The 12572-nt window shown below is 50.4% G+C and carries 9 protein-coding genes; 6 read left to right on the plus strand and 3 right to left on the minus strand.

Features of this window, described 5'->3' with window-relative positions; genetic code table 11:
- The first annotated feature begins 19 nt into the window (after nucleotides 1-19).
- The 6 genes from BM030_RS08320 (at nucleotide 20) to BM030_RS08345 (ending at nucleotide 9208) form a co-directional block, all read left to right on the plus strand.
- Nucleotides 20-1816 (plus strand): RagB/SusD family nutrient uptake outer membrane protein, encoded by a 1797-nt coding sequence (locus tag BM030_RS08320; RefSeq protein WP_090973132.1) that lies wholly within the window; start codon nucleotides 20-22, stop codon nucleotides 1814-1816.
- A gap of 24 nt (nucleotides 1817-1840) precedes the next feature.
- Nucleotides 1841-2791, plus strand: coding sequence for a BT_3987 domain-containing protein (locus tag BM030_RS08325; protein ID WP_090973133.1), 951 nt, complete (start codon nucleotides 1841-1843; stop codon nucleotides 2789-2791).
- Between the two features lie 170 nt (nucleotides 2792-2961).
- Nucleotides 2962-3843, plus strand: coding sequence for a hypothetical protein (locus BM030_RS08330; RefSeq protein WP_139215849.1), 882 nt, complete (start codon nucleotides 2962-2964; stop codon nucleotides 3841-3843).
- A 34-nt stretch (nucleotides 3844-3877) separates the two neighbouring features.
- Nucleotides 3878-4543, plus strand: coding sequence for a basic secretory protein-like protein (locus BM030_RS08335; protein ID WP_211657558.1), 666 nt, complete (start codon nucleotides 3878-3880; stop codon nucleotides 4541-4543).
- Nucleotides 4543-6867 (plus strand): GH92 family glycosyl hydrolase, encoded by a 2325-nt coding sequence (locus BM030_RS08340; protein WP_090973136.1) that lies wholly within the window; start codon nucleotides 4543-4545, stop codon nucleotides 6865-6867. Before BM030_RS08335 ends, BM030_RS08340 begins: the two co-directional genes overlap by 1 nt.
- 85 nt (nucleotides 6868-6952) lie before the next feature.
- Nucleotides 6953-9208 carry a GH92 family glycosyl hydrolase gene (locus BM030_RS08345; RefSeq protein ID WP_244518806.1) on the plus strand — a complete coding sequence of 752 codons (2256 nt, stop codon included), beginning with the start codon at nucleotides 6953-6955 and terminating at the stop codon, nucleotides 9206-9208.
- Here BM030_RS08345 and BM030_RS08350 read toward each other — a convergent pair.
- From BM030_RS08350 to BM030_RS08360, 3 genes are read right to left on the minus strand one after another with little or no spacing between them, the layout of a single operon-like run.
- Nucleotides 9186-10706 carry an ATP-binding cassette domain-containing protein gene (locus BM030_RS08350; RefSeq protein WP_090973138.1) on the minus strand — a complete coding sequence of 507 codons (1521 nt, stop codon included), beginning with the start codon at nucleotides 10704-10706 and terminating at the stop codon, nucleotides 9186-9188. The two genes, BM030_RS08345 and BM030_RS08350, sit on opposite strands and share 23 nt — an antisense overlap.
- 4 nt (nucleotides 10707-10710) lie before the next feature.
- Complete coding sequence (gene nhaA / locus BM030_RS08355) at nucleotides 10711-11892, minus strand: Na+/H+ antiporter NhaA (RefSeq protein ID WP_090973139.1); 1182 nt, start codon at nucleotides 11890-11892, stop codon at nucleotides 10711-10713.
- Between the two features lie 45 nt (nucleotides 11893-11937).
- Nucleotides 11938-12558, minus strand: coding sequence for an L-threonylcarbamoyladenylate synthase (locus BM030_RS08360; RefSeq protein ID WP_090973140.1), 621 nt, complete (start codon nucleotides 12556-12558; stop codon nucleotides 11938-11940).
- Nucleotides 12559-12572 lie beyond the last annotated feature (14 nt).

The raw sequence follows: 12572 nt of genomic DNA on the forward strand, positions 1-12572 counted from the left end.
GAGTATAGATATAGCAGCAATGAAACTTCTCAAAAACATAATGATTGGTCTGCTGGCAGTAAACCTGTTAGGCGCTTGCAGCAATTACCTGGATCAGGTGCCGGACGACCGGCTGACGTTGGAAGATATCTTTAAGACCCGAACGAATACCGAACGCTACCTCGCGATGGTTTATTATCGATTGCCCAATGAGGCGCGGCAGCGGTTTGTGGCGACCGAAAATGCCGGGCCCTGGACGGCGGCATCAGACGAAGGAAAATACAATTGGGATTTCAACTATGCGAATAATATCAATTTTAGTACATGGAATCCAACTAATAGCCAAGTCAGCAATATCTGGAACAACTTCTATCGGGGTATCCGTGATGCATCATATTTCATTGAACAGATAGACGACGCTACTGAAGAGCTGTCGCCGGCCATGAAGGCACAATACAAAGCTGAAGCACGTGCATTGCGGGCAATTTTTTACTATAACTTAGTGAGAATATATGGTCCGGTGATTATTTTATATGACATGCTTCCGCCTGATGCACCATTAGCGGATGAACAGATTCCGCGGAGCCCATTGGACGATTGTATCGCATATATCACTCAAGAGCTGGAAATGGCGGCTGCAAATCTGTCTGTAACGCCGATAAACGCCGAGTACGGGCGTGTGACTCGCGGGGCGGCGCTGGCTTATCGCGCGCAGGCACTGCTCCTGGCCGCCAGTCCGCTTTATAACGGCAATACCGATTTGGCCGGTTTCAGGAATAAGGATGGTACTCAACTGGTGAGCCAGAGCTATGACCCTGCAAAATGGCAGATTGCTGCGGATGCCGCGAAAGAATTTATCGATGAATTTGTGCCTAATACATATGATCTATACCGCGAAAATGGTCCAAGTGGTTACGACCCCTACCTGTCTACCCGCAATGTAATGACCGTAGACTGGAATAAAGAATGGATTTATGCGCGAGCAAACTCACAGAATAACACCCAGTATGACCGGACACCTTATCATGCCGGTGCACCTACCGAGATAAGGGGCGGCGGCGCACTGGGAGTTACTCAAAAAATGGTTGATGCTTATTTCACTGCTAATGGGCGTTCCATCGACGACCCCGCTTCCGGTTATCTAAGGGACGGCTTCAGTGAATTTCAGGCACCTTTCGATACAAGACCCCGGCGTACCTATAACCAATGGGTTAATAGGGAACCTCGTTTTTACGTAGGGGTGACGTATAACAATAGCCTATGGCTGAATCAACCCAATGCCGACCGGGAATACCTGACCGTTATGGAGTTTTCAGGAAACTCCGGGAGGATAAATAGTGACAGCGACGTAACGCCTACCGGTTATATTATCCGGAAAAATGTTCATATCAATGGCAATGATCGCGGGTTTGTGTATATACGATTGGCTAATGTTTACCTTGATTATGTAGAGGCACTGAATGAGTACCAACCTGATCATCCGGATATCCTCACATACCTGAACCTGATCCGGGAGCGCGCGGGAATACCTGCCTACGGCACGGAGGGGCTGCCTGTACCGAGCGGACAATCAGCGATGAGGCAAGCTATTCGCAAGGAGCGGCAGGTAGAATTGGCATTCGAGAATGTACGTTATTTCGATATCCGCAGGTGGAAAATCGCTGAACAGGAAATGAGCGGTCCTTTCTATGGGATGAACCTGGCGGCCAACGGTGAAGCTTTCTATGAGCGCACCCAACTGGAAGTAAGGCGGTTCAACCAACGGGATTATTTCTTCCCTATACCGCATGATGAAACGTTGATTAATCTGGAGTTGGTGCAAAATCCGGGATGGTAATGTCGGCTAAAAAATATAACTAAAATGAAATCTGTTACATATAAATTTTTGCTGCTTATTTGTTTTACAGTAGCATTGGTTAGTTTAGGAGGTTGTTTAAAGGATGAAATACCATTAAGCGAACATGAAGGGTATATTTACATGCCCCAAGCCGTGGGTAATCGTGCGCAGATGCGCCTGGCACGGGTAGATGAAGCACAGGATATTGTGTTCGGTGCGGCTTACGGTGGTGTTAATTATCCGGAAGCGGACATCCGCGTAGCCTTCAAGTTGGATATCAGCCGTATTGCGGAATATAATGCGGAACATGAAACCAACTATATCCCGTTGCCCGAAAATAGCTATCAGGTTTCGGGGTTGGCCGCAACAATACCAGCCGGCAAATCCAATTCAGAACCGCTTGCAGTGTCCGTGCAAAGTAACATGCTTGACGTTAATGAAAAGTACATGCTACCCATCACTATGGTGTCCGTGTCAGGCGGTATACTCGATAATGAATTGGCTACAGCGTGGTTCAGGATTGATAGCATCGTAACGAGAGAACGCGACGTGACTGGCTTGTCGTCGGTATCGGTTAGTGATGAAAATAGGGGAGGGCCAAACGCAGCAGAGGGTTCTGAAAAATTGATTGACAATGATTACAACACGAAATTCTTGACCTTTGATTACTCGCCCCAATTCTGGATGCAATTGATGTTCACTACTCCGGAGGTGGTAAACGCATACACATTGACATCCGGCAATGACGCCCCAGGACGAGACCCCCGTAGTTGGGTGTTAAGTGGATCAAATGACGGAACGGATTGGGTGGAACTGGATGTACAAACCAATGAGTTGTTCTCAGGACGTAATCAGACCCGTCGCTTCAACATCAATAATGACGAAGCGTATCGCTATTATCGGATTAATGTCACAGCGAACGGGGGAGATGCTCTTTTCCAGTTAAGTGAATGGCGGCTTATTCAGTATTATTAATCAGCATTCGGAAAGCTGTCAGTGCAGTTACTAATTGCTGGAACACCTACGGGTAGTTGCAAACCGGGAGACACACAATGATATTCGGAAAAATTTCACTATTTTCTATAGGACTATGGTTTATTTGCTCAGGGTTATCACAGGCATGTAATAAACCAGTTGCGGATAAGGTGGCAAATGAAGAGCAACCAGGGGAATCGGAAGGAAACGACGACCCGGATGCTCCGCCATTGACGTGGCGCGAGCATTGGTTTGAACATAACCAGTTGCTTTCGCGCGTATATTATGATGATGATGTAGCAGTGTATTATGATGAAGATATGGAGAGGTCCATCACATGGCCCCAACGGATATGTGGTGAGATTTGGCGGTACGTAAAACAGGTTTATGGTGATTTTGGCGATGACAAACGGCTGTTTGTTATCATGCATGCTGGAAAGTACGCCGGCGGCCACCCATCTACCTATTTTGATGCCAGCCACGACTACCGGAATGTCATCGACAACGGGCAGATGAATTCTTGGGCGGATAGTTCCGGTTGGAACTTGGATATCCTGGCACATGAAATCGGGCATATTGTAGAAGGCGCTTCAAAGCATGTGCATCGCTCTCCGGCTTTTCCGATTTGGCGGGACAGCAAGTGGATGGAGATTTTTCAGTACGATGTCTATAAACAGCTTGGATGGGAGGCTGAGGCCGAACGTTGGTTTGCGCAAATGAATAGTACCGTGGATGACTTTCCCAGAGCCGGCACTCGTTGGTTCCGGGATTGGTTTTTTCCGATTTACCGAGATCACGGCGAAACAAAAGTGCTCAATGCTTTCTTTGAACTACTGGCAGAACACTTTCCCAAACGAGCATTAGGCGGAGGCTACTACCAATATACCCGGGATTTGAATTTTGGAGAATTCGTGCATTTTTGGAGCGGCGCAGCGGGAGTGAGCCTTCGTGATCTCGCCCGAACGGCGTTTGGCGATCTTGACCAGCATGGCCGCAACTGGCAGGAACAGTATGAACAGGCTATAGTGGATTTTGCTGGAGTGACGTATTGAACAGATGAGACGATAACGAATAACTGAAATAATAATGATGAAGATTACGATGATAGTGACAATATGTTCTGCCATTATGTTCGGCGCATTTGCCGATAGTCCTGAAATTACGTTGACCACAAAAAAAGGGTATACCTTGGAATTTGTGATCCAAGATACAACTTTTGATAAAGCGATCCAACGGCGGCTGACGGACGTCTTTTTTTCCGTTTATCCGAAACTGGCCAAAACATATAACAAAAATGCGGTAAAAACTGTTTCAATCACCATTGATACGACGTACGATGGCGTTGCTTATGCCCATAACGGAAAGGTTGTTATCGCCCAGGCGTGGCTGAAAAAAAATCCGGGTGATGTGGACGTAGTGACTCACGAGGTAATGCATATTGTGCAGGCTTACCCGCCACGCAGTGGTCCGGGCTGGCTTGTTGAAGGGATTGCCGACTATGTGCGTTATAAATATGGCATAGACAACGCTGGGGCTAACTGGACGCTTCCAGAACTGAAGCCGGAACACCATTATACCAATAGCTACCGAATCAGTGCACGCTTTTTGGACTGGGTGGAACATAACAAAAAGAAGGGAACCGTGAAGAAACTGGATAAGGCCTTGCGTGAACGGGCTTATAAGAAGCAGATCTGGGAGACGATTACCGGAGCTTCGTTAGACGAGTTGTGGGACGCTTATACTGCAGGATAATGAGTAAAACGATTCGCCAGCAGGTGATAACATGCTGCCTCACCGGACTGCTGGTAGCCGCGTGGTGCGGGCGGCAGGCAAATGGCCAGTACTTGGAGCAGATAGATGAACCGGAGGAATGGGTGAACCCGTTGATGGGCACCGACTCGAAGGTATCTTTTTCCAATGGGAATACGTATCCGGCCATTGCCGTACCGTGGGGCATGAACTTTTGGAGTCCGCAGACGGGGCGGATGGGTGACGGCTGGATGTATACATACAGTGCCGATAAAATCCGGGGATTCAAGCAGACGCACCAGCCCTCGCCCTGGATGAATGATTATGGCCAGTTTTCTATCATGCCCGGTTCGGGTAGGCCGACGGTCGATCAGCACGAACGGGCCAGTTGGTTTTCACATAAGGCGGAAATCGCTAAACCTTATTACTACAGCGTGTACCTGGCCGACGCGGATGTGACTACGGAGATCACACCGACCGAGCGGGCAGCACGCTTCCGGTTTACCTTTCCGGAAACAGATAGTGCCTTTGTGGTTATTGATGCGTTTGACCGAGGGTCTGAAATTACTATTATCCCCTCCGAACGAAAAATCGTAGGCTATTCGAGCCGGTATAGCAGAGGAAATTTACCTAATTTCAAAAATTATTTTGTTATCGAGTTCGATAAGTCGTTCGCTTTTACCAAGGGATGGTGCGACAGTGTGTACAGTAACACGGCGTTGCAACTGAAGGGTAATCATGCAGCTGCCATCGTGGGCTTCAAAACCAAACGTGGTGAGCAAGTGAACATGCGGGTAGCATCTTCGTTTATCAGTTCAGAACAGGCGGAGTTGAACCTAAAACGGGAAGTGGCGGATAGGGGATTCGACGATATCCGGAGGGAAGCCAAAGCTATATGGAATGAAACCCTTAGCCGAGTCGCCGTAGAGGGTGGTACACATGATCAGTTTAAAACGTTCTATTCGTGCTTGTATAGGACGGTATTGTTCCCCAACCGTCTTTATGAAATTGATAAAGATGGTCAGATCATACATTATAGTCCGTATAACGGTCAAGTGTTGCCGGGATACCTTTTCGGGGGAACCGGGTTTTGGGACACCTTTCGGGCACTGTACCCTTTCTTGAATTTAGTATATCCCGAGATCAACGTGGAGATGCAGGAGGGGTTGGCGAACGCCTATCGCGAAGGGGGATTCCTGCCAGAATGGAGCAGTCCCGGATATGCCAATATTATGGTGGGCAACAACTCGGCTTCTGTAGTATCCGATGCTTACATTAAAGGGTTGCGGGGATATGACATTGAGACGCTTTACGAAGCTGTACTACACGGTGCTAATAATGAAGGGCCGATGACGGCCGTAGGCAGGGCTGGTGCGCCTTACTACATCGAATTAGGTTACGTACCCTATGATGTGGGTATTAATGAGAGTGCTGCCCGTACGCTGGAATATGCGTACGATGACTTTGCCATTTACCAGTTGGCCAAGGCGTTGGGGCGTCCTAAGGCAGAAATAGACCTGTATGAAAGGCGGAGCCGCAACTATCGGCATTTGTTTGACCGGGAAACAGGGTTGATGCGGGGAAAGAATAAGGATGGCACTTTTCAGTATCCTTTCAATCCGTTTAAGTGGGGCGATGCGTTCACCGAAGGCAACAGCTGGCATTATTCGTGGTCTGTGTTTCACGATATCGAGGGGCTGGCTCGGTTAATGGGTGGTTATGAGGAATTTGTGAAAAAATTGGATTCAGTTTTTTCTCTGCCACCAGTTTTTGACGAAAGCTACTACCGGGGTGTAATACACGAGATCAGGGAAATGCAGGTGGCCAATATGGGACAGTATGCGCATGGCAATCAGCCTATCCAACACATGATTTACCTTTATAACTATGCGGGGCAGCCCTGGAAAGCGCAATATTGGGTAAGGGAGACCTTGAACCGCATGTATACCCCACACCCTGATGGGTATTGTGGAGACGAGGACAATGGGCAGACATCGGCATGGTATGTTTTTTCGGCACTTGGATTTTATCCAGTGTGCCCAGCAACCGATGAGTATGTGCTGGGCGCGCCACTATTCCGGAAAGCTACGGTAAGCTTCAGCAACGGCACGCAGTTGGTCGTTAATGCGCCGGGCAATAGTGCGCAAAATCGGTATATTGGTTCATTACGGCTGAATGGAAAGGAATATAGCAAGAATTTTATCAAGCACAGTGAATTAACTAAGGGCTCGGTATTGGATGTCGAAATGGTTGCCCAGCCAAACGAATCAAGAGGCATAGACAAAGACGACTTTCCGTATTCGCTGACGAACGAAAGGGAAAATTGATTTGGATGGGGGACTCTATAATGGGATAATAAATAAGATGAAAGCACAGAACTATCAGTTGTTTTTTATAGTCGTATGGTTGGTAATGGCACCTTCAACCGAACTGACGGCGAAAACGGATAGCCTAATACGCTACGTGCAGCCGTTGATCGGCACAGCCAAGATGGGCCATACCTTTCCCGGCGCCACAGTGCCTTTCGGCGCGGTACAGCTTAGTCCGGATACCGACACCATCCCCTATGCCGTTGGCGGAAAATATAACCCGGAGGTATACCGGTATTGCGCCGGATACCAATATGACGACCCCACCATTGTGGGATTCAGCCATACGCACTTCAGCGGCACAGGGCATTCCGATTTGGGAGATTTCCTGGTAATGCCCACCACGGGACCCTTGCAACTGAATCCGGGAACAGCGGCGGCGCCACATTCGGGCTTCCGGTCGGCTTACCAGCATGCAAACGAAGCAGCCGAGGCCAATTATTACCGGGTGAAACTGGATGATCATGGCATTCTCGCGGAGCTGACCACCAGCACCCGCACAGGAATGCACCGTTACACGTTTCCGGAACAAGCGGAAGCGCATATCATCCTTGATCTGATGCATGGTATCTACAACTATGATGGCAAGACCGTATGGACGGTGGTGCGTGTATTAAATGACAGCACGGTTACAGGTTACCGTCAGACCAATGGCTGGGCGCGCACCCGGACGGTATACTTTGCCCTTTCTTTTTCAAAACCGTTTAAATCGTATGGCAGTAAGGATTTCGAAGAGACCCAGGTATACCGCGGTTTCTGGCGCAAATTTGACCAGACGGATAATTTTCCCGACCTGGCGGGGCGCAAGCTGCGGATGCACTTTGATTTTGACGTAGCGCCGGGCGAACAGGTGCTGATGAAGCTGGCACTGTCGCCCGTAAGCATGACCAATGCCTTGGCGAATATGGAAGCCGAAATCCCGCATTGGGATTTCGACCGTACCAAGCGCGAAGGGCAGGATTTGTGGGAGCGGGAGTTGGGCCGCATACAGGCCACCTTGCCGGCAGAAGAAGATTACGTGAATTTCTATACCGCCATGTATCATGCGGCTTTAATGCCCACGGTATACATGGACGTAAACGGTCAGTACCGGGGGTTGGACTATGAAGTGCATACAGCGGCAGGTTTTACCAACTACACGTCGTTGTCGCTCTGGGATACGTTCCGCGCATTTCATCCCTACCTCAATATCGTAAACCCATCGCGTAACGCCGACATTGTTGCCTCGATGATGGCGCATTATGAGCAAAGCGCTTTGGGCATGCTGCCTATCTGGTCGCACTACGCTAACGACAACTGGTGCATGAGCGGCTATCACAGCGTCTCTGTTATCGCTGATGCCATCATTAAAGGCGTGTATCGGGGTGACGCCAACGCGGCCCTGGATGCTTGTGTGGCGACGGCCAGCCAGCGCCGGTATGAAGGCATCGGGGAGTATATCGATAGGGGATTCATCCCCGACGAAGCAAACGCCACCTCCGTTTCCAATACACTGGAATATGCCTATGACGATTGGTGTATCGCACAGTTGGCCAAGTACCTGGGACGACAAGAGGTCTACGACAGATTCATGAAGCGATCGGAAAACTGGCGCAATGTTTATGACCCGGCCATTGGTTTCATGCGCCCGCGCCACGCTGATGGCACATTCCGCAAGAATTTTGATGTGCTGGAGACACATGGCCAGGGGTTCATTGAAGGCAACACCTGGAACTATAGCCTCTACGTGCCGCACAACCCCGAAGGGCTGATGGCGATAATGGGAGGGCAAAAGCGGCTTGCTCGCTACCTGGATTCGCTTTTTACCATGCACCTGCCGGATAGATTTTTTGCCAATACCGAAGACATCACCCGTGAGGGCATTATTGGCAACTACGTACATGGCAATGAACCCGCCCACCATGTGGCATACCTTTATAATCTGGCTGGACAGCCCTGGAAAACGCAGGAAAGAGTGCGGATGATTCTGAAGAACCAATATCACAACGGGCCGGACGGATTGGGGGGCAATGATGATTGCGGGCAGATGAGTGCCTGGTACCTCTTCAGCAGCCTGGGCTTTTACCCGGTATCGCCGGGCTCCGATGAATACTGGTTAGGCAGCCCGTTGGTGGAGCGTGCCACCATCCGCCTCGAAAACGGAAAGACGTTTTCGGTGGAAGCGGTGAACCAAGGCGATGATAACGTATATGTGCGGCAGGTACTGCTCAACGGCAAGCCATTGAAGGGGTATAAGCTGAAGCATGCCGATATCATGAATGGCGGGACGCTGCAGTTTACGATGGCGAGCAAGCGGTGACGCTGCCTTGCTCCAGTTGGATGGTGCGGTTTACGCAGGAAGGGATATCCTCATCATAGTGGCTCACATAGATGATGGTGGTGCCACTTGCTGCATGGATTTCATTGACAACGGCCTTGAAAAGATCCCGGTGCCGGGGGCTTAACCCTTGGCACGGTTCATCCAGGATGAGCAAGGAGGGGTTCTTGATAACCGCCCGCGCGAGAAGGCACAGGCGCTGCCTGTCGGGACTGAGCTGGGCAAGCCGCTCGCGCGCCACACCGTCCAGTCCGAAAAGCTGCAGCCAGCCTAAGGCCGCCTCTCGCTGGCTGGCCGTAACCTGCCGGAACAAGCCCACGGTATCGAAGTATCCCGACAACACCACCTGCAGGACGGTCTGGTGCTTGGGGAAATACTGGTGTAACTCCGGCGATACATAACCGATATGTTTCTTGATATCCCAGATGCTCTCGCCTGTGCCACGCCGGCGGCCAAACAGCGTTATGTTGTTTTTATAGGCTTGCGGGTTGTCGCCATTGATGAGGCTCAGCAACGTAGACTTGCCTGCGCCGTTATGCCCGCGCAATGCCCATGCTTCGCCGGGTTGTACCAACCAATTGATGTTATCTAAAATGGTCTTTTCTCCGTAGATGACCGTAACGTCTTTCATGGACACGATGGGCGAAGACACGGGCGTATTATGGCCTGCCAACAGCCTGGTTAACAAGCCCTGGAAATCAGCACCGAGTTTGGCCGCCGCCGATGGTGCAGCTAATTCGGGAAGGGTGACCGTTTCGCGCGGACCGCGGGCAACGACGGTATGGCCATCGACCACCATGATATGCGTGATAATTTCAGGGATTTCATGGGGGGAACTCGTAAGAATCACATGTATGCCCGATTGAATAATGTGTTTTAAAATGTCATTGAAACGGGCGCGGGTAGTTACATCCAGCCCCGCCAAAGGGTGTTCCAGCAAGAGTATTCTGGGATTGCGCACGAGTGCCGTGGCGAGCATCAACCGCCGTGTTTCGCCATTGGAGAGTGTGATAAGGCTCTTGTTGGCCAACAATGCTAACCCCAACAAGGCCATAGCCTTTTCGGCAGTCCACACAACGACGGGATTTTTGGGCGTTATGCGCTGCAGGTATTCAGCCACGGTGTCTGCATCATCGGCGTCCATGCTGTTAAACCGCTGCTGGTAGTAAAAAGCCTGCACGTTACTGCGGTTGCGGAAATGATGGTGAAACGGCACGAAGCACACCAGGTCATGATGGCTGCGGTATATGCCGTCTGACGGTAGGCGGAGGTAGTCATCGGCATGGTGATGCCGGATAACCCCCTGTGTTATGGCCACCCGGCCCGCCAGGATTTCCAGTATCAGCGTCTTAGCAGCCTCGGGGCGGCCGGTAACAGCCCAGTGCTGACCTTCTTCCAGCGCCCATTGCAGGTTGGCTATCGCCGTGCCATCGGCCTTGGCTGCCGCAGCACCAGTAATGGTAAGCAACGGAAGGCCCACAGCACTATACCTTATCGTTATCGTTGACGAGGTAACGGCGGCCCAATCGCTTTAGGATCAGATACCCGAGGATACCGGACAGCGCAGAAGCCACCAGAATGGCAAACTTAGCCTCGGTCTGATGGTAAAGGTCGCTAAAGGACAGCAGCGCAATGAATATGGACATGGTAAAGCCGATGCCTCCCATAAGACCGATGGAGAAGACCTGTAACCACTTGGTGCCTACGGGCAATTCACTCAATCCCAATTTAACCGATACCCATGAAAAAATGGTGATGCCGAGGGGTTTTCCGATAAACAAGCCGACGATGATGCCGAAACCCAGCGGACTGGCAAGCCCGTCTATCATACCCGGCTCGAAACGTATGTTGGTATTGGCCAGCGCAAACAGAGGCATAATGATAAAATTGACCGGTGTGCTGATGGCGTGCTCGACGCTCTGGATGGGCGAAGGGCCGCCATTTTTCCCCAGAATGGGGATGGTAAATGCCGTGAGTACGCCCGCAATGGTGGCATGGATGCCGGAATGGTGGATGAAGTACCACATGAACAGGCCGGGGATAAGGTAAAACCATACCGACTTGATGCCCATGCGGTTGAAAAACATTAATACGGCGAATATACCAAGGGCATAGAGCAGGTATGTGGCTGCAAGCTCAGTGGTATAGAAAATAGCGATGACCAGGATAGCGCCCAAATCGTCTACAATAGCCAGGGCAGTAAGAAATACTTTTAACGCGACGGGGACGCGTTTGCCCAGAATAGACAGGATACCGATGGCAAAGGCAATGTCCGTGGCCATAGGAATCCCCCAGCCATGAGCCGTTGGTGTACCGGCATTGAAAAGCACATAAATGGCCGCTGGCACCAGCATGCCGCCCAGCGCTGCAAAAAACGGCAGTGACGCTTTTTTGGCAGACGACAGCTGGCCATGGGCCAGTTCCTGTTTGATTTCGATGCCCACCATCAGGAAAAAGATGGCCATCAAGCCGTCATTAATCCAATGGAGGATACTGTACCTCAAATGGATGGCGCCGGATTCATAACCGACTTTCTGGGCGAGCAGGGATTCAAAGCCGGGGCCTAACGGCGAATTGGCAATAAACAAAGAGATGACCAAAAAGATAAGTAAAGTAATGCCACTGGCTGAATCAGCCTCGAAGAACTGCTTGATCTGTTTACGCATCGGATATGTATAGTTGTTTACGGAGTATTGTTTTACGGGGCTAATTTACAAAAACAGGTTTAAATCACCTTTGCCGTCACGGATTATTTCGAAATCGCCGGAGGTGGTGTCTACTACGGTAGAAGCCACATTGCCGCCATAGCCGCCATCGATAACGATGTCTACCAGATTGCCGTACTTTTCGTGGATAAGTTCGGGATCGGTGGAATATTCGATGATCTCGTCATCGTCATGGATGGATGCCGAAACGATGGGATTGCCGAGGACACGCACGATTTCGCGTGCGATGTTGTTATCGGGGACACGGATACCCACGGTCTTTTTCTTGGAGCTTAGCAGCTTGGGAACCTGGCCACTGGCATTGAAAATAAAGGTGAACGGGCCGGGAAGAGCCTTTTTCAGCACCCGAAAAGTAGCCGTATCAAAAGGCTTGGTGTACTGCGCAATATCCGTGAGGTCATAACACACGAACGAGAGATTGGCTTTTTCGGGCTTAAGCCCGCGAAGCTCGCATACGCGCTCGATGGCCTTGTGGTTATGGATGTCACACCCCAGGCCATAGACCGTATCCGTAGGGTAGATGATTAATCCCCCTCGGCGCAACGTATCCACGACTTGCTGGACGGCTTTGGGATTCGGGTTCGCTTCGTATATCCTGACTAACATGTTGCTAATTGTCA

It is taken from the genome of Parapedobacter composti (genome assembly GCF_900112315.1).
In the GTDB taxonomy this organism is placed as follows: domain Bacteria; phylum Bacteroidota; class Bacteroidia; order Sphingobacteriales; family Sphingobacteriaceae; genus Parapedobacter; species Parapedobacter composti.